Here is a 17320-nt window from a genome sequence, read left to right as displayed (position 1 = left end):
CCGATGCCCTCAGGTACGTCTCAGCGGCCGGTGCGCACGCCGTCGGCCAGTTCGGCGCTGAGCGCGCGCAGGTCCGTCAGGGCGGTCGCCCGGTCCGGGGCCTCCAGCACACTGCGGATCAGCGCGCTGCCGACGATCACACCGTCGGCGAACGCGGCCACCTCGGCGGCCTGGCGGCCGTTGCCGACCCCGAGGCCGACACCGATCGGCAGCTCCGGGTCGACCGCGCGGATCCGCGCCACCAGGTCCGGGGCCTGCGAGGAGACGCTGGTCCGGGCGCCGGTGACGCCCATCAGCGCGGTCGCGTAGACGAAGCCCCGGCAGTTCTCCAGGGTCATCCGGATCCGCTCGTCGGTCGACGACGGCGCGACCAGGAACGTGCGATCGATCCGGTGCCTGTCGGAGGCGGCGATCCACTCGGCCGCCTCGTCCGGGATCAGGTCCGGCGTGATCAGCCCGGTGGCGCCGGCCGCGGCCAGGTCCCGGGCGAACGCGTCGACGCCGTACTTCTCGATCGGGTTCCAGTAGGTCATCAGCACGACCGTGGCCCCGGCCGACGCGACCGCCTCGATGATCTTGAGGGTGTCCCGGGTGCGGACCCCGTTGGCGAGCGCGATGTCGCTCGCCTTCTGGATCACCGGGCCGTCCATCACCGGGTCCGAGTACGGCAGCTCGACCTCGATCACGTCACAGCCGGCCTCGTGCATCGCGATCATCTGCTCGATGCTGTGGTCGACCGTCGGGAAACCGGCCGGCATGCAGCCGATCAGCACCGCGCGGTCCTCCGACTTCGCCTTGGCGAAGGTCTCCGAGATGCTCACGTGTTCTCCCCCGGCACGAGCGTCTCCGCCTGGTCCAGGATCCCGAAGTACGCGCCGGCGGTGTGCACGTCCTTGTCACCGCGGCCGGACAGGTTCACCACGATCGTCGGCGTGCGGCCCAGCTCCTCGCGCAGCCGGGGCGCGATCTTCGCGGCGCCGGCCAGCGCGTGCGCGCTCTCGATCGCCGGGATGATCCCCTCGGTACGGCACAGCAGCTGGAACGCGGCCATCGCCTCGGCGTCGGTGACCGGCTCGTAGACCGCCCGGCCCGCGTCGTGCAGCCAGGCGTGCTCCGGGCCGACACCCGGGTAGTCCAGGCCGGCCGAGATCGAATGCGACTCGATGGTCTGCCCGTCGTCGTCCTGCAGCAGATAGGTGCGGTTGCCGTGCAGCACACCCACCGAGCCGCCGGTGATCGACGCCGCGTGCCGGCCGGTCGCCACGCCGTCGCCGCCGGCCTCGAAGCCGTACAGCCGCACGCCGGCGTCCGGCACGAACGCGTGGAAGATGCCGATCGCGTTCGACCCGCCGCCCACGCACGCGGCCACCGCGTCCGGCAGCCGGCCGATCTGCTCCAGGCTCTGCGCCCGCGCCTCGACACCGATGCCGCCGACGAAGTCACGGACCAGCTCCGGGAACGGGTGCGGCCCGGCCGCGGTGCCCAGCAGGTAGTGGGTGGTGTCGACGGTGGACACCCAGTCCCGCAGCGCCTCGTTGAGGGCGTCCTTGAGGGTCCGGGAACCGTTCGTCACCGGGATCACGGTGGCGCCGAGCATCCGCATCCGGGCCACGTTCAGCGCCTGCCGCTGGGTGTCGGTCTCGCCCATGTAGACCACGCACTCCAGGTCCAGCAGGGCGGCCGCGGTCGCGCTGGCCACGCCGTGCTGGCCCGCGCCGGTCTCGGCGATCACCCGGGGCTTGCCCATCCGCTTGGCGAGCAGCGCCTGGCCCAGCACGTTGCGCACCTTGTGGGCGCCGGTGTGGTTCAGGTCCTCCCGCTTGAGCCAGACGTCCGCGCCCAGCGCCTCGGACAGCCGGGTCGCCCGGTACAGCAGCGACGGCACGCCCGCGTAGTTGAGCAGCAGATCCTGGAACCGCGCCTGGAACTCCGGGTCCGCCTTGGCCGAGCGGTACGCGGCGTCCAGTTCGTCCAGAGCCTTGATCAGGGCCTCCGGGACGAACCGGCCGCCGTACCGGCCGAAGTGCCCGGCCAGGTCGGGCAGCGACTCGACGCTCACCGGACCGGCCTCGGCGTGGCCGGGTGGTTGCCCGCGTTGACCAGCTCCGCCACCGCGTCGCGCGGCGACTTCTGGGTCACCAGGCCCTCACCGACCAGCACGGCGTCGGCACCGGCCGACGCGTACCGGATCAGGTCGTGCGGGCCGCGGACACCGGACTCGGCGATCTTCACCACGTTCTGCGGCAGGCCGGGCGCGATCCGCTCGAAGACCGACCGGTCCACCTCGAGGGTGCGCAGGTCACGGGCGTTCACACCGATGACCTTCGCGTTCGCCTCCAGTGCCCGGTCCGCCTCCTCCTCGTTGTGCACCTCGACGAGGGCCGTCATGCCCAGCGACTCGATGCGCTCCAGGAGACCGACCAGAACGTTCTGCTCCAGCGCCGCCACGATCAGCAGCACCAGGTCGGCGCCGTGCGCGCGGGCCTCATGGATCTGGTAGCTGGAGACCACGAAGTCCTTGCGCAGCACCGGGATCTTCACCGCGGCCCGCACCGCGGCCAGGTCGTCCAGGGAGCCGCCGAACCAGCGGCCCTCGGTGAGCACGCTGATGCAGCGGGCGCCACCGGCCGCGTACTCCCCGGCCAGCTCGGCCGGGTCCGGGATGTCGGCGAGCGCGCCCTTCGACGGGGAGGCCCGCTTCACCTCGGCGATGACCGCCACCCCGGGCTTGCGCAGGGCCGCGTACGCGTCGATCGCCGGCGGGGCCGCCGCGGCGAGTTCCCGGACTCTCTCCAGGGGCACCTGTGCCTGCCGCGCCGCGACGTCCTCTCGGACGCCGGCGAGGATCTCCTCGAGGACGTTCTGCTTTGCCGCTCCGCGAGCGGGACCGCCACTGCCCGCTGCCGCCTGATCGGATGTCACCTAATGACTCCCCTCTCCGGGTGTCTTCGGCCTGATGCTAGGAGGTGACAGGGTGTGACGACCTCCTGGGGGTATGGCGCGCCTCACCGAATGGACTGCGGCATAATGCCAGGCTGCCTGTCACCGATGTCTCATCCTTCACATTCGGCGATCCGCGGGGAACCCCTGTGCAGGTCTCCTTCCCCCTTTCGGCCGATGCCATCCCTTCGTTGACGGCGGCGTCACCATGCGGAAATAGGACTCCCCCATCATGGGAGTCGGGCAGACTTGTCCCGGTGCCGGTTTCGCTCCCACGCGCTCCATGGGACAGAAGCCGCCGCACCGTCAGCCAGCCGGACGATGATGCGGAGTCGACCCATGGCCACTGATTCGCACCAGCCGATGAATTTCGCCCTCGTCTCGCGGGTCCTCGTCTCCGTGGCGGCCGAGGTCGCCACGGGCGTGCAGCGCGCCGTCGTCGGCCCCGCCAACGTGCGCACCGCCCGGGAGAACGCGTGGGACGCCATCCAGGCCGACCGCGCCCGTGCGGCGGCCCGCGCGGAGACCGCCCGCGCGGTGGCCGCCATGCTCGCCGACCGGCCCGCCCCGAGCCACCGGCTGCGCGCCGCCAAGCGCGGCACGTCGCTGGCCGGCACCCGCTAACCGGCGGTCGGATCCTCCCCGCGGTCCAGGGCGTCCCAGAGCGCCCGGCCGCCGGGCGTCTCCTCCTTCTCCACCGGCCCGGCCGGGCGGCGTTCGTACCGTGACGACATCGCCGCCCACCGGTGGCCGTGCCGCGCCGTGACCACGCCGCCCACCGCCACCACCGCGCCGCCGATCACGCACGCCACCGGCCAGAGCGTGCCTGCCGCGCCGACCGCGCCCGGGTCGGCGCCGGCCCGGGCCAGCACCGCGCCCACCGCGATCCCGGCGCCGGAGAGCGCCAGCAGCACCCCCAGCACCCGCCGCACCACGCCACGGGTGGCGAACAGCGCGCCCGCGCCGGCCAGCGCCACCAGCGCCAGACCGGTCAGCCACGGCTGCACGTCCGAGCCGGTCTGCTCGGTGCGCAGGTCGGACAGGCCGGGCCGCTGCTCCACCTGCACCGCCCAGACGCGGGTCGCCGCGTACAGGGTGAGGGCCGCGCCGGCCAGACAGGCGAGCACCGCGGCGAGCCGGTGGCGTGTCATCGGGCGGCGCGCAGGGTCTCCGCGGAGGCGATCGCGGCGAGCACCGCGGCGGCCTTGTTGCGGGTCTCGGTCTCCTCGGCCGCCGGATCCGAGTCGGCCACGATGCCGGCGCCCGCCCCGACGTAGGCGACACCGTCCTTGAGCAGCGCGGTCCGGATCGCGATCGCCATGTCCATGTCGCCGGCGAAGCCGAAGTAGCCGACCGTGCCGCCGTAGAGGCCGCGGCGGGTCGGCTCCAGGCTCTCGATGATCTCCATGGCGCGGACCTTCGGCGCGCCGGACAGCGTCCCGGCCGGGAACGTCGCGGCCAGCGCGTCGAACGCCGACCGGTCCCGCCGCAGCCGGCCGACCACCGTCGACACGATGTGCATGACGTGGCTGTACCGCTCGATCCGGGCGAACTCCGGCACCTCCACCGAACCCGGCTCGCACACCCGGCCCAGATCGTTGCGGCCCAGGTCGACGAGCATCACGTGCTCGGACCGCTCCTTCGGGTCGGCGAGCAGCTCGGCGGCGAGCGCCGCGTCCTGCTCCGGGGTGGCGCCGCGCCAGCGGGTCCCGGCGATCGGGTGCAGCAGCGCGGTCCGGTTGGCGCTGACCTTCAGGTGCGCCTCCGGCGACGAGCCGACGATGTCGAAGTCGTCGAAACGCAGCAGGTACATGTACGGGCTCGGATTGGTGGCCCGCAACACCCGGTAGACGTCCAGCGCGTTCGCGTCGGTGGGCCGCTCGAACCGCTGCGCCACCACGATCTGGAAGCACTCGCCGGCCCGGATCGCCTCCTTGGCCTCCTCGACCGACTTCTGGTAGTCGCCGGGCAGGGTCCGGCTGACCGGCTCACCGGCCGGCCGACGGTCCACCAGCGACACCATCGGCGGGGTGGGCCGCGACAGCGCGGTGGTCATCGCGTCGAGCCGGCCGACCGCCTGGTGGTAGGCGGCGAGGCGGGCCGCGTCGTCGGCGTCGTCGTCCAGCACCGCGTTCGCCACCAGCAGCGCCGAGCCCTCGTGGTGGTCCAGGACCACCAGGTCGGTGGCGAGCATCATGCCGAGCTCGGGCAGGCGCAGGTCGTCGGCCGCGGTGGACGGCAGCTTCTCGAACCGGCGGACCAGGTCGTAGCTGAGGTAGCCGACCATCCCGCCGGTCAGCGGCGGCAGGCTGCCGTCGGGCTCGCCGCCGGTCAGCGCGGCCACCGTCGCGCGCAGCGCCACCACCGGGTCGCCGTCGAGCGGCACCCCGGACGGCGGCACGCCCAGCCACCGGGCCCGGCCGTCCCGCTCGACGAGCGTCGCCGCGCTGCGCACCCCGACGAACGAGTACCGCGACCAGGCCAGGCCCTGCTCCGCCGACTCGAGCAGGAAGGTGCCCGGCCCACCGGCCAGTTTGGTGTAGACCCCGACCGGGGTCTCCCCGTCGGCGAGCACCTTGCGGGTCACCGGGACCACCCGGGTGCCGCGGGCCCGCTGCAGGAAGACGGTCTCGTCCGGGCTCACCACTCCGCTGGTCACTGGCCCTCCAACAGGTCGTCGGTGAAACAGGTGTGCGTGCCGGTGTGGCAGGCCGCGCCGGTCTGCACCACGGTGACCAGCAGCGCGTCGCCGTCGCAGTCCAGCGACACCTTCACCACCCGCTGGTGGTGGCCCGAGGTCGCACCCTTCACCCAGTACTCCCCGCGGCTGCGGGACCAGTAGGTGGCCTTGCCGGTGCTCAGGGTGCGATGCAGCGCCTCGTCGTCCATCCAGGCGAGCATCAGGACGTCGCCGGTGCCGTGCTCCTGCACGACCGCCGCGACGAGGCCGTCGGGGGTGCGCTTGAGCCGGGCGGCGATCGCCGGGTCCAGGGTGGTCTCTGCTTCGGGTACGGACACGATTCAGGATTGTCCCCCATCGCGTGCGGCGGCGGTGACGACCGGGGGTGGGCCCACGATCCGGTAACCGGGGGTGTGCTCGGCGGGGTACAGCGGTACCGTCGCCGGGAAGCGCGGTACGTGCCAGACTGCCCGGCTCCCGCCGCCCCCGGCGGCGGCGCGGCCTCGCGACGGGAGTGGTGAACCGAGATGGAGCCGACGTCCAGCCCCGACAACACCCGGCCCTCCCCTGGCCTGGCCCGATTCTGGCAGGTCCGGCCGGAGCCGGAGAGCCCACCCGAGCCGTTGCCGCCCGGCCGTCCCGAACCACCGGAGACGCCCGCCGATCTGCTGGCCGGCTCCCTGCTGGGCGGCTTCCGCAGCCGGCCGATCCCGCCGCTGGCGCCGATCGCCTCGGCCACCCGCCATCCGAACGGCGAGGCCGACCCGTTCGGCCTGAACCGGGCGGCCGGGCGGGTCCCGCACCAGCCGGCCACGAACCACCCGCCGGCTGCCGGCCGGCACGGCGATCCTGATCACTCGGGGCCGCCGGAGGACCGGGCGGACCCCGGCCAGGCCGTACAGTCCGAGGAACCGCCTGGCGACTCCTTCGGGGGCTTCGGCCTCGGCGGAGGCGCCGGAAGATCCTTCTTCGGCGGCGCCGGCGCCGAGCCGGCGGACGAGAGCGGAGCCGGCGATTCTCAAGTCGGTGACGGGCCGGCCGACGAGGAGACCACCGCGGCGGACGAGCCCGTGGACCAGACGCCGCGGGACGCCGGCCAGGACGAGGACGACGCCGCCGAGCCGGCGGAACCCAGCGACGAGAACGGACGTGACGACATGAACGGACGGGCAGGGGCACCCGGTTACGCCCAGACCGGCGAGGCCGGCCCGGACGGGGCCGGCGAGCCGGCCGAGGAGGCGCCGGGACAGAACCCGGCCGACTCGGCACGCCCGGCCGCGGGCTGGGCCACGGTGCCCGGCACGACCCCGCCGGCCACGCCGACCTCGGGGGTTCCGGTGTCGCCGGCGTACCCGCCGAACCCGTACTCGGCCGCCGACTTCACCCCCGACCACCCGGCGGGCGCCCTGCGGCCGGTGTCCGGCCTGCCCGAGCAGCCCGAGCAGCATGAGCAGCCCGAGCAGCCGGACGACCCGGCCACTCCGGCGCCGGTGTCGCCCGCCCAGGCCGCCACCGGTCAGGCAGCGGTGCAGATCCCGGCCACCCGGACCCCGCCGGACCTGACCATCGACCAGACGCCCGAGCCGGTCGGATACCCGGGGCTGCCGGGTTCGGCCGAGGGCGGCTACGGGTTCGCGACGTCCGGATACAGCCTGGGCCGCGCCCCGGAGGCCTTCGGCGTGGCGTCGGTCACCCCGCCCGCCCCGCCGGCTCCGCCCGCCCCGGTGGCCACCCCGCCGGACTTCCGGGCCTTCCCGCCGGCGGCCGAGTCGCTGACCGTCGCCGTGCCGGTGGTGCGCCCGGAGCAGACCCGCCGGTCGGCGAGCCTGGAGGACGCCGAGCCGGTCCGCCGGATCGGCCGCCGCTCCTCTATGGACGAGCCGGTCCCGGCGAGCGACCAGGCCGCCGAGGAGCTGGTGACCGGCCGCACGATCTGGGACGAGGACGCGGCACGGCACTTCCGGGCGGCGTGGCACGAGGTGAAGGCGGAGTTCGTCGACGACCCGGAGCGGGCTCTGACCCGGGCGCACGACCTGCTCACCGACGCGGTGAACGAGCTCACCGAGGTGCTGCTGGCCGAGCGGGACGAGCTGGACCCGCTGCGCGGCAACGGCACCCCGGACACCGAGAGCATGCGGATGGCGATGCGCGGCTACCGGGAGTTCCTCGACCGCATCCTCTCGCTGTGAGAGGACCCGTCACGATGTGAGCCCTGCCACCCGCGGCACCGGGTGGCAGGGCTCGAAGACGGGATCCCGCGGCCTGACGGCGGCAGAAGGACGGCCGGGGATCCCGTCTCGTTCTAGGCGGCGCTGCTGTCGCAGCAGCGCCGGCACAGGATGGGGTGCAGCAGGTGCGCCAGATCGTGCCGGTCGGTGACCGGGCGCGGGAAGGCCAGGCGCGCGCTGCGGCCGCCCATCCGCACGAGGAAGCCGTACCGGTCCATCCGGACGACCTTGGGGTCGTCGTCGGGGCGGGCGTTCCCGCCCAGTTGGCGGCGCACGTAATCGCTCATCTCGGCCGTGTGGTGGTCGGCCAGGTCGGCGATCAGATCGAACTCGACGGCGCGCAGCGGGTCGGGGGTGGCCTCGGCGTAGTCGTCCGGGTCGATCTCGACGAGCTTCTCGTGACGCTCGTAACGGACCTCGGCGACCTCCATCCGGTACAGCGACTGGCTTTCGCCGATGTCCAGCAGGTCACCGCAGGCGTCGGTGTCGGCGTAGTCGAGGGCCGCGGCCCGGGCGTCGTCGCCGTCGAGTCTCACCGCCCATCCGGAGATCCAGACCCGGCCCAGCGACGGGGAGGTCGCCATGGGCGGGACATCCTTGATGTCCAATACCAGCGCGGTGTCGTCGTTACCGTCCTGTGGGCGAAGTGCGGCGGCGAGGGTACCCTCGCTGGGCACTAGCAGAAGCACGCGTCCCTGTGCATCGGTGACGTGCCTGACCGGAATCGGTCCGGGACGGCAGGCGATGTGGGCGACGGCGGGCAGGTGACCGGCGGCGAGCGTGCGCGCGATCTCGGCGGGACTGGGTTGCATGACGAGCACCTCCGGGCACCGGTTAGGCTTACCTAAGTTAGGCAAGGCTTACCGTAACAGGAGATCGCAGTTGAACAACTCTCGACCCAAGGCGAAGCTGTCGCGCGCCCTCGGCATCCCTCTGACGCGTAAGTGCGTCAAGTACTTCGAGCGGCGGCCGTTCCCGCCGGGCGTGCACGGCCGTGGCCGTCGCAAGGCTTCCGACTACCAGGTCCGTCTGCTGGAGAAGCAGCGGCTGCGCCACCAGTACAACATCAGCGAGGTCCAGATGCGGGCCGCGTACGACGCCGCCCACAAGGCCGAGGGCAAGACCGGCGAGACCATGGTCACGCTGCTCGAGCGCCGGCTGGACGCGACCGTCTTCCGCGCCGGCTTCACCCGGACCATCTACCAGGCCCGCCAGCTGGTCGTGCACGGTCACTTCACCGTGGACGGCAAGAAGGTGGACCGCCCCGGTTACAAGCTCAAGCCGGGTCAGGTCATCGAGGTCCGGGAGAGCAGCCGGCAGAAGCCGCCGTTCCAGATCGCGGCGACCGGCGCGCACATCGACGGCCCGACCGCGCCGTACCTCTCCACCGTTCTGGAGGAGCTGCGCACCACGGTGATCCGGGCCCCGCAGCGCACCGAGGTCCCGGTGCTCTGCGACGAGCAGCTCGTCGTCGAGTACTACGCCCGATAAGCCCTTCAGGCTCTTGAATCGCTGAAATGGCGGGCCTCTCGCAGCGGTCGCGACACCGCGGCCGCTGCGAGCGACGCGCTCATCTCACCGGCCTTCCGCGGAAGGCCGGTCAGCGTGTCTGTTCCAACCAGCTGGCGTAGAGCTTGGCGTAGATCGAATCCTGCTCGGCGACGAGACGGGAGTGCGGGCCGCGTTGCACGACGCGGCCCGCATCCACCACGATGACCTCGTCCGCGGCCTGCGCCGTGGACAGCCGGTGTGCGATCGCGACAGTGGTGCGGCCCCGCGTGACCAGGTCCAGGGCGTGCTGCAGGCGTACCTCGGTGGCCGGGTCGACGGCACTCGTCGCCTCGTCCAGCACGAGCAGGTCGGGATCGGCGACATACGCCCGGACCAGCGCCACGAGCTGCCGCTCCCCCACACTGAGCGTCTCCCCGCGCTCGCCCACCGGCGTGTCCAGCCCCGCCGGCAGACCGGCCAGCCAGTCCCCCAGCCCCAGCTCGGTGAACGCCGTCCGCAGCTGATCGTCGGTGAGTGACGGCTCGGCGAACCGGATGTTCTCGGCGACCGTCGCGTCGAACAGGAACCCGTCCTGCGGCACCATCACCACCCGCGACCGCAGCGACGAGAACCGCACCTCGGTCAGCGGCGTCCCGGACAGCAGCACCCGGCCCTCCGCCGGATCCATCAGCCGGGTCAGCAGTTTCGCGAACGTCGTCTTGCCGCTGCCGGTCTCGCCGACCACCGCGTACTTGCGGCGCGCGTCCAGGGTCAGGTCCACGTCGGCGAGCACCACCGGGCCGCCCGGGTAGCGGAACGACACGTGGTCGAAGCGCACCGACAGCGGCCCCTCCGGCAGCGCGACACCCCGGTCGTCCGGGTCGGCCACGTCCGGGTCCACATCGAGCACGTCCAGGATGCGCCGCCAGCCGGCGACCGCGTTCTGCGCCTCGTTGAGCTGCTCGGTGGCGATCTGCACCGGCTGGATGAACAGGGTCACCAGGAACAGGAACGCCGTCAGGCGGCCCACCGTCATGTCACCGTCGATACCGAGCAGGGTGCCGGCCACCACCACCCCGGACAGTGCCAGGCCCGCCGAGATCTCACCGCTGGAGAAGCTGGTGACGCTGGTGCGCATGGCCTTCTGCTGAGCCTGCCGCAGCTCGTCGACGGCGGTGTCGAGGCGCTGCCCGGTGCGGCCGGCCACCCCGTACGACCGGATCACCGTGGCGCCCACCACACTCTCCGCGACGGTGCCGAGCATCGTGCCGCTGCGCTCGCGGACCGTCCGGTAGGCGGCGGCCAGCCGTTTCTGGAAGAACCGGATCACCCCGATCGCCGGGGCGAAGGCGAGCAGCACCACAGCGGTGAGCTGCCACGAGTAGACGAACATCACCGCCGTGGAGACGATCAGCTGCCCGGCCGACAGCAGCAGCTGGATGCCGCCGGTCTGCAGGAACTGGGAGATCTGGTCCACGTCGCCGGTCACCCTCGACACCATCGAACCGCGCCGCTCGGACTGCTGGTGCAGCATCGACAAGTCGTGGATGTGTCGAAACGTACGCGAGCGCAGCCCGCCGAGCGCGGTCTCGCTGACGGTGAACAGGCGGCGGGTCATCAGATAGCCACACACGGTGGACCCGGCCAGCACGGCGAGGGTGACGGCGACCACACCGAGTACGAACCGGGTGTCCGGGCCGCCGGGGCCGTTGATGCCGTGGTCGATGCCCTGCTGGACGGCGATCGGCACGGCCACCCGCCCGGCCATCTGGAGGATCGCCAGGCCCAGGGTGCCGGCCAGCCCGGTCCGCAGCTCCGGCGACAGCGACAGCCCCCGCCGGATCGTGGCGAAGGTGCCCAGGTCGCTCACTTGCCATCCTTCTCGTACGCCGTGACCAGGTCCCGGTATCCCGGCTGAGACTCCATCAGCTCCGCGTGCGTCCCGGTCGCCACCACCCGCCCCTGATGCAGGTAGACCACCTCGTCGGCGAGCGCGATGCTGGCCCGTCGGTACGCCACCACCAGCAGCGACGTCCCCGCCTGCCGCAACGCGCCGAGGATCGCCGCCTCCACCCGCGGGTCCACCGCGCTCGTCGCGTCGTCGAGCACCAGCAGCCGCGGTTGCCCGGCCAGCGCCCGCGCCAGGGTGAGCCGCTGCCGCTGCCCGCCGGACAGGGACGTGCCCCGCTCCCCGACCGCGGTGTCCAGCTGCTCCGGCAGACCCTCGATGAACCGGTCGGCCTGCGCCAGGCGCAGCGACGCCCACACCCGGTCGTCGTCGATGCCGGGCCGGTCGAGGGCGACGTTGCCGCGGACCGTGTCGTCGAACACGAACGGAATCTGCGGCACCAGCGCGGTCGCCCCGGCGAGGGCCGGCGCCGACAGGTCGGGCAGTTTCACCCGGTCCAGCGAGACCGTGCCGGAGTCCGGGTCGACCAGGCGCATCGCGCACGCGGCCACCGTGGACTTGCCGGAGCCGGTGGCGCCGACCAGGGCCACGGTCTTCCCGGCGGGCACCGTGAAGGTGACGTCGGTGAGCACCGGCGGGCCCTGGGCGTACCGGTAGCCGACCCGCTCGAACCGCAGCTCGGCCGGGCCGCCGGCGGGCAGGTCGCCGGACCCGTACGCCAGATCGCCCTCGGCCGTCAGCACCGCCTCGACCCGCTCCCATCCGGCGACGCTGCGCGGCAGCTCGCCGATCACCCAGCCGATCGCCCGCACCGGGAACGCCAGGACGGTGAACAGGAACGCCACACTGATCAGCTCGGTCACCCCGATCGCGCCGGTCTGCAGCCGCCAGGTGCCGAGCAGCAGCACGGCCAGGGTGCCGACGCTGGGCAGGCTCTCCATCAGCGGGTCGAACACGCCGCGCAGCCGGCCCACCGACACGAGCGCGTCGCGCAGCTCGGTGACGAAGACCCCGAACCGGCGCGACTCGTCGGCCTCCCGGCCCATCGTCTTGACGACCAGGGCGCCGTCGAAGCTCTCGTGCGCCACCGCGGCGACCTTGGCCCGCATCCGCTGCGCCTGGATCTGCCGCGGCGACATCCGCCGCGAGTAGAAGAAGTTCAGCGCGAACAGCGCCGGGAACAGCGCCACCCCGACCAGCGCGAGCACCCAGTCGGTGAGGAACAGCGTGACCAGCGCCCCGAGGATCATCACGATCGTGCCGACCGCGAACGGCATCGGCGCGATCGGCGCGAACGTGGCCTCCACGTCGGAGCTCGCGTTGGAGAGCAGGGTGCCGGTGGCGTGCCGCTGATGCCACTCCGGCGGCAGCGCCAGATAGCGGCGGGTCACCGCGCGCCGGTACCGCGCCTGAAGCCGGAACTGCATGAAACCGGCGCCCAGCCGGCGGGCGAAGATCGTCGCCACGCGCAGCCCGCTGATCCCCAGCAGCACCGCGACGACGAGCGCGAGGCTGCCGGTGCTCACCCGGCGCTCGGCGAGCGCGGGCACGACGACCCGGCCGACGATCCCACCGACGATGTACGAGTTTGCAACGATCAATAGCCCGAACAGGCTGCTTCCGAGTGCACTGACGACGAAGAGCCGGGGTTCCGTGCGGATCGCCCGGCCGAGCACTCGCAGACCCCGTCCCAGCACGTCATTGCTGGTCTTGCTGCTCACATGGATGACCTGACGTGGTAAGTGTTAGTCGGCAGCTTCGACCTTACCCACCCGGCCCGCCCGCTGTTTACAGTGTGGCCACGATTACACGCCTATCATCGACTGATGACCAACTATGCCCGGGTGGAGCGCGACCTCCTCGCCGATCTGCTGCTGAGTGCCGGACCGGACGCGCCGACGCTGTGCGAGGGCTGGACCACGCGGGACCTGGCCGCGCACATCGTGGTGCGGGAGCGGCGGCCGGACTCCGCGGCCGGCATGGTGATCAAACCCTTGGCGGGGTACGGGGAACGCGTCCGCCTGGCCCGTGCGGCGCTGCCGTACGAGGAGTTGATCGCCCAGCTGCGCACCCCGCCGATGTGGAGCCCGGTGAGCAATCCGCTGGTGGATCCGCTGGCCAACACCATGGAGATGTTCATCCACCACGAGGACGTCCGGCGCGGTGACGGCCAGTGGGAGCCGCGCGTGCTGGGTGAGGCCATGGACGCCACGCTGTGGGGCAACGTGAAGCTGCTGTCCCGGGCCGCGCTGAAACGTCTCGGCATCACCGCGGAGATCCAGGCGACCGGGCTGTCCGCGGTCCGCAACAGCGCCGATCCGCAGGTCCGCATCACCGGGGACGCCGGTGAGCTGGCACTGTTCTTCTTCGGCCGGCAGCGCGCCACCCGGGTCACCGTCGAGGGCAGCCCGGAGCTGGAGGAGCGGATCCGTACCGCTCGTCTCGGCCTCTGATTGGCCCATCGATCCGGGCCGGAATCGGCTCGTCCGCGACGCCGATCGGCCTCTAGGTTCGTGCCATGACCGCACGTACCGACCTGTCCGTCGCGCAGGGCGCCGCCCTCTCCGTCGGCGCCGTCCTGGGCACCGGGCTGATCTCGCTGCCCGCGCTCGCCGCCGACGCGGCCGGCCCCGCCTCCCTGGTCGCCTGGCTCGCCCTGATCGTTCTCTCCGCCCCGCTGGCCTGGACCTTCGCCGCCCTCGGCGCGCGGTACCCGGACGGTGGCGGGGTCTCCACCTATGCGCAGATGGCGTTCGGCCCGCGGGTGTCGGCGGCGGTCGGCTGGTGCTTCTACTTCGCGGTGCCGCTCGGCGCGCCGGTCGCGGTCGGTTTCACTGGCGGGTACGTCTCCGATGTCATCGGCGGCGGCAGGGTCACCGAGATCGCCACGTTCCTGGTGATCGTCGGTACGGCGTACGTCATGAACTGGTTCGGTCTCCGCGTCTCCGGCGGGGTGCAGGTGGTCATGTCGGTGTCCCTGGCGGCCCTGCTGGTGGTGACCGTGATCGCCGCGCTGCCGCACGCCCGCTGGGAGAACCTGACCCCGTTCAACCCGCACGGCTTCGCCGGGATCGGCGCCGCGGCGGCCCTGCTGGTCTGGGGTTTCGCCGGCTGGGAGGCGCTGTCCTCGCTCTCCGGCGAGTACCGCAACCCGCGCCGGGACGTGCCCCGGGCCACCCTGATCGCGGTCGCCGTCGTCGGTGTCCTCTACCTGGCCGTCGCGCTGGTCAGCGTGCTCGCCCTGGGACCGGCGCTGGCCGGCAGCCGGGCCCCGCTCGCCGATCTGCTGGCGATCGGCCTGGGCGGCCCGGTCCGGATCATCACCGCGGTGGTCGCGGTGGTGCTGACCCTGGGCGCGGTGAACGCCTACTTCGCCGGGTCGAGCCGGCTCGGGGTGGCCCTGGCCGCCGACGGCGCACTGCCGGCCCGGGTCTTCGGCGGCCGGCGGCGCTCGCTGACCTTCATCTTCCTGGCCGGCATCGGATGCGTCTTCCTGCCACTGGACCTGCACACCTCGGCGCTGTTGACCACCGGCTGTTTCACCCTGGTCTACGTGATCGGCACGGCCGCCGCGCTGCGCCTGCTGCCCGGCGTGTGGCAGCGGATCGTGGCCGGTCTCGCCTTCACCGCGGTGGTGTCGCTGCTCTGGCTCACCGGGCCGCCCGCACTGCTCAGCCTGGTGATCGCCGGCGGCGCCGTGGCCTACCGGGCGATCAGCCGCTCCAGGACGGCCAGGCCCTCCTCGATCAGTTCCGCCTCGATCGCGCCGAACCCGACGACCAGGCCACGCTGCGAGGAGGGCTCGGTCGTGTAGGCGGCCAGGTCCTCCACGGCGACCCCGGCGCGGCGGGCCCGCGCGACCGTCCGCCGCGGATCGCCGGAGTCGCACAGGACGGTCAGGTGCAGGCCGGCGGCGGTCGGGATGACGTGCAGGCCGGGGATCCGGGCGAGGCCGGCGGTGAGCCGGGTGTGCCGGTCCTGGTACGCCCGCCCGGCCCGCCGCACGTGCCGGGCGAACATCCCGTCGTCGATGAACCGGGCCAGCGCCGCCTGCACCGCCGTCTGCCCGTGCCCGTCGCTGATCTGCCGGGCCGCCACCAGCGCCGGTCGCAGACCGGGCGGGGCCAGCACGAACCCGGTCCGGATCGCGGGCAGCATGCTCTTGGAGAAGGTGCCGACGTAGAGCACCCGGCCGCCGCGGTCCAGCGTGCACAGCGGCTCCAGCGGCCGGGCCGAGAACCGGAACTCGCTGTCGTAGTCGTCCTCGACGATCGCGGCCCGCCGGTCCCGGGCCCAGGCCAGCAGCTCCTGCCGGCGGGCCAGGCTCATCACCCGGCCCAGCGGGAACTGGTGCGACGGGGTCACGTAGACCAGCCGGGCGCGATCCGGCAGTTCGGACACGACGAGACCCTCGGCGTCGACCGGGACGCCCGTCACCCGTACCCCGAGAGAGGTGAGCAGGCGGCGGGCCGGCGGATAGCCGGGCTCCTCCACCGCGGCCACGTCGCCGGGGCGCAGCAGCACCCGGGCGATCAGGTCCAGGGCGTGCTGGGTGCCGTTGGTCACCACCACCTCGCCGGCGGTGGCGGGGACCGACCGGGCGTACCCGAGGTAGCGGGCGATCGCGGCACGCAGCGCGGGATGGCCGGCGGGTTCGGCGTACGTCCCCGGGCCGTTGGCGCCCAGCCGCAGCTCCGCCGTGACCAGCCGCCGCCACGTGTCGAACGGGAACAGGCGGGCGTCCGGGATGCCGGCCCGGAAGTCGTACCGGGGCGCCGGCGCCTCCCCGCTGGCCGGCTCGGGCCGCAACGTCCAGCCGGCACGCGGCCGCAACGGGTCGCCGGACGTCCGCCGGGCCGCCGGCCGCGGGGCGCCGAACGCCACGAACGTCCCGGCGCCGACCTTCGCGGCCAGGAATCCCTCGGCGGTCAGCCGCTCATACGCCCCGGCCACACTCCCGCGGGAGATGCCCAGGTCGGCGGCGAGCGCCCGGGTCGACGGCAGCCGGTGCCCGGACGGGACCCGGCCGTCGACGATCGCCGCCCGCAGCGCGCGGTAGACCGCGGCGGTCCGTTCCCCGCCCGGCTCCGGTTCGAGGATCAGGTCCAACGGCCGGCCAGGGTGTCCCGGTCGATGAAGGCGCCGGCGCCGACCGGGGCGGTGCACGCGTACGCCCCGGCGATGACCGCCCGGTCCAGGCACGCGCCGTCGTCCGCCCCGCCCAGCCAGGCGCTCAGGAAGGCCGCCGCGAACGCGTCGCCGGCGCCGTTGGTGTCCACGATCGGCGCGCCCGGATCGACGGCGTCCCGGTGCGCCGTGCCGTCCCGGGTGTACAGGTCGGCGCCCTTGCCGCCGTCGGTGACGACGACCTTGGTGGCCCGGCCCTCGGCCAGGATCCGAGCGGGCGCGCCCTCGGCGAGTTGCACAGCGCTGACGAAGACGATGTCCGCGCCGAGCGCGAAGTCCAGGTGGTGCGGGTTCGCGCCGTCCCAGTCGTGCAGGTCGGTGGAGATGGTGACGCCGGACTCGCGCAGCGACGGCAGCAGGTGCCGGGCGTAATCCATGATCGTGACGTGGGCGTGCCGGACGCCGGCGGGCAGCGGGCGGTGGAACTCCTCGGGCAGGCGGTACCCGGGGACGTCGCGGCCGTCGTACAGGGAGAGACGCCGCCCGTCCGGGCTCATCAGGTTCACCGCCCGCCGCGTCCCGGCCGGGGCGGGCGCGGCCCGCAGCTCGATCCCCCACTCCGCGAACGCCGCGACGACTCGCCGGCCCGGCTCGTCGTCACCGACCGTGTCGATCACCGTGACCCGCTCACCGAGCGCCTTGAGCGCGAGGGCCACGCACGTGCCGGTGTGCGACACGTGGTCGGTGATGGGACCACGGGGACGGGCCGAGTCGGCGCCGAGCACCGGAAGATCCGCCACCGGCACGACGGTGTCGACGCCGGTGCCGCCGATCACGAGGAAAGTCATGCCGGACAACGTAATGGTGGGCTGACTAGGATGGAACCACCGGCGCAGGTTGATCAGGATCTAGCCGTGCTGCCGCACGACCATTACTGTGCGGTAA

16 protein-coding genes are annotated in these 17320 nt (G+C 73.1%); 5 read left to right on the top strand and 11 right to left on the bottom strand.

Going from position 1 to position 17320, the window contains the following annotated elements; all coding sequences use genetic code 11:
• Nucleotides 1–20: 20 nt before the first annotated feature.
• Genes trpA through trpC form a run of 3 tightly spaced genes read right to left on the bottom strand, consistent with a single transcriptional unit; the run spans nt 21 to nt 2922 of the window.
• Nucleotides 21–821 carry a tryptophan synthase subunit alpha gene (trpA, locus tag Aut01nite_RS37935; protein ID WP_043523779.1) on the bottom strand — a complete coding sequence of 267 codons (801 nt, stop codon included), beginning with the start codon at nt 819–821 and terminating at the stop codon, nt 21–23.
• A complete protein-coding gene (trpB, locus tag Aut01nite_RS37930) occupies nt 818–2059 on the bottom strand; it encodes a tryptophan synthase subunit beta (protein ID WP_043523780.1) in 1242 nt (413 codons plus the stop codon). Before trpB ends, trpA begins: the two co-directional genes overlap by 4 nt.
• A complete protein-coding gene (gene trpC, locus Aut01nite_RS37925) occupies nt 2056–2922 on the bottom strand; it encodes an indole-3-glycerol phosphate synthase TrpC (protein WP_043523781.1) in 867 nt (288 codons plus the stop codon). Before trpC ends, trpB begins: the two co-directional genes overlap by 4 nt.
• Nucleotides 2923–3279: 357 nt before the next feature.
• Between trpC and Aut01nite_RS37920 the strand changes: the two genes are divergently transcribed.
• Nucleotides 3280–3564, top strand: a complete 285-nt coding sequence (locus tag Aut01nite_RS37920; RefSeq protein ID WP_043523782.1) for a hypothetical protein — start codon at nt 3280–3282, stop codon at nt 3562–3564.
• Here Aut01nite_RS37920 and Aut01nite_RS37915 read toward each other — a convergent pair.
• From Aut01nite_RS37915 to hisI, 3 genes are read right to left on the bottom strand one after another with little or no spacing between them, the layout of a single operon-like run.
• Complete coding sequence (locus Aut01nite_RS37915) at nt 3561–4091, bottom strand: Trp biosynthesis-associated membrane protein (protein WP_043523783.1); 531 nt, start codon at nt 4089–4091, stop codon at nt 3561–3563. The two genes, Aut01nite_RS37920 and Aut01nite_RS37915, sit on opposite strands and share 4 nt — an antisense overlap.
• Nucleotides 4088–5599 (bottom strand): anthranilate synthase component I, encoded by a 1512-nt coding sequence (locus tag Aut01nite_RS37910; RefSeq protein WP_043523784.1) that lies wholly within the window; start codon nt 5597–5599, stop codon nt 4088–4090. Before Aut01nite_RS37910 ends, Aut01nite_RS37915 begins: the two co-directional genes overlap by 4 nt.
• Nucleotides 5596–5958 carry a phosphoribosyl-AMP cyclohydrolase gene (hisI, locus tag Aut01nite_RS37905; protein WP_043523785.1) on the bottom strand — a complete coding sequence of 121 codons (363 nt, stop codon included), beginning with the start codon at nt 5956–5958 and terminating at the stop codon, nt 5596–5598. The genes Aut01nite_RS37910 and hisI overlap by 4 nt, the downstream gene beginning before the upstream one ends.
• 189 nt (nt 5959–6147) lie before the next feature.
• Here hisI and Aut01nite_RS37900 point away from each other — a divergent pair, with 189 nt between their 5' ends.
• Nucleotides 6148–7809: a hypothetical protein gene (locus Aut01nite_RS37900; protein ID WP_043523786.1), complete on the top strand. Its 1662-nt coding sequence runs from the start codon at nt 6148–6150 to the stop codon at nt 7807–7809.
• A 113-nt stretch (nt 7810–7922) separates the two neighbouring features.
• On the opposite strand, the gene Aut01nite_RS37895 is transcribed toward Aut01nite_RS37900, so the two are convergent.
• The gene (locus tag Aut01nite_RS37895; protein WP_043523905.1) at nt 7923–8660 is read right to left on the bottom strand and encodes a DUF2470 domain-containing protein; all 738 of its coding nucleotides are present in this window, start codon (nt 8658–8660) and stop codon (nt 7923–7925) included.
• 70 nt (nt 8661–8730) lie between these two features.
• Here Aut01nite_RS37895 and rpsD point away from each other — a divergent pair, with 70 nt between their 5' ends.
• Nucleotides 8731–9339 (top strand): 30S ribosomal protein S4, encoded by a 609-nt coding sequence (gene rpsD, locus Aut01nite_RS37890; protein ID WP_043523787.1) that lies wholly within the window; start codon nt 8731–8733, stop codon nt 9337–9339.
• Between the two features lie 109 nt (nt 9340–9448).
• On the opposite strand, the gene Aut01nite_RS37885 is transcribed toward rpsD, so the two are convergent.
• Both Aut01nite_RS37885 and Aut01nite_RS37880 read right to left on the bottom strand, forming a co-directional pair.
• On the bottom strand, nt 9449–11209 hold the full coding sequence (locus Aut01nite_RS37885) for an ABC transporter ATP-binding protein (RefSeq protein ID WP_043523788.1): 1761 nt from the start codon (nt 11207–11209) through the stop codon (nt 9449–9451).
• Nucleotides 11206–12969 carry an ABC transporter ATP-binding protein gene (locus Aut01nite_RS37880; protein WP_173476650.1) on the bottom strand — a complete coding sequence of 588 codons (1764 nt, stop codon included), beginning with the start codon at nt 12967–12969 and terminating at the stop codon, nt 11206–11208. Before Aut01nite_RS37880 ends, Aut01nite_RS37885 begins: the two co-directional genes overlap by 4 nt.
• A gap of 105 nt (nt 12970–13074) precedes the next feature.
• Here Aut01nite_RS37880 and Aut01nite_RS37875 point away from each other — a divergent pair, with 105 nt between their 5' ends.
• Together Aut01nite_RS37875 and Aut01nite_RS37870 are read left to right on the top strand one after the other, a co-directional pair.
• On the top strand, nt 13075–13701 hold the full coding sequence (locus Aut01nite_RS37875) for a TIGR03085 family metal-binding protein (protein WP_043523789.1): 627 nt from the start codon (nt 13075–13077) through the stop codon (nt 13699–13701).
• 65 nt (nt 13702–13766) lie between these two features.
• Nucleotides 13767–15062: an APC family permease gene (locus tag Aut01nite_RS37870; protein ID WP_043523790.1), complete on the top strand. Its 1296-nt coding sequence runs from the start codon at nt 13767–13769 to the stop codon at nt 15060–15062.
• Here Aut01nite_RS37870 and pdxR read toward each other — a convergent pair.
• Together pdxR and Aut01nite_RS37860 are read right to left on the bottom strand one after the other, a co-directional pair.
• On the bottom strand, nt 14951–16357 hold the full coding sequence (pdxR, locus tag Aut01nite_RS37865) for a MocR-like pyridoxine biosynthesis transcription factor PdxR (RefSeq protein WP_043523791.1): 1407 nt from the start codon (nt 16355–16357) through the stop codon (nt 14951–14953). The genes Aut01nite_RS37870 and pdxR overlap by 112 nt on opposite strands.
• Nucleotides 16348–17223 (bottom strand): carbohydrate kinase family protein, encoded by an 876-nt coding sequence (locus Aut01nite_RS37860; RefSeq protein WP_052163443.1) that lies wholly within the window; start codon nt 17221–17223, stop codon nt 16348–16350. The genes pdxR and Aut01nite_RS37860 overlap by 10 nt, the downstream gene beginning before the upstream one ends.
• Nucleotides 17224–17320: the final 97 nt, after the last annotated feature.

Source organism: Actinoplanes utahensis (assembly GCF_016862455.1).
Taxonomy (GTDB): Bacteria; Actinomycetota; Actinomycetes; order Mycobacteriales; family Micromonosporaceae; genus Actinoplanes; species Actinoplanes utahensis.
This window is presented reverse-complemented; position numbering and strand designations above follow the sequence as displayed.

What these genes read in the sequence shown, in the direction of transcription:
- Aut01nite_RS37920 (WP_043523782.1), top strand. Translation starts at nt 3,280, where the DNA reads ATGGCCACTGATTCGCACCAGCCGATGAATTTCGCCCTCGTCTCGCGG.
- Aut01nite_RS37915 (WP_043523783.1), bottom strand. Translation starts at nt 4,091, where the DNA reads ATGACACGCCACCGGCTCGCCGCGGTGCTCGCCTGTCTGGCCGGCGCG.
- Aut01nite_RS37900 (WP_043523786.1), top strand. Translation starts at nt 6,148, where the DNA reads ATGGAGCCGACGTCCAGCCCCGACAACACCCGGCCCTCCCCTGGCCTG.
- Aut01nite_RS37895 (WP_043523905.1), bottom strand. Translation starts at nt 8,660, where the DNA reads ATGCAACCCAGTCCCGCCGAGATCGCGCGCACGCTCGCCGCCGGTCAC.
- Aut01nite_RS37875 (WP_043523789.1), top strand. Translation starts at nt 13,075, where the DNA reads ATGACCAACTATGCCCGGGTGGAGCGCGACCTCCTCGCCGATCTGCTG.
- Aut01nite_RS37870 (WP_043523790.1), top strand. Translation starts at nt 13,767, where the DNA reads ATGACCGCACGTACCGACCTGTCCGTCGCGCAGGGCGCCGCCCTCTCC.
- Aut01nite_RS37860 (WP_052163443.1), bottom strand. Translation starts at nt 17,223, where the DNA reads ATGACTTTCCTCGTGATCGGCGGCACCGGCGTCGACACCGTCGTGCCG.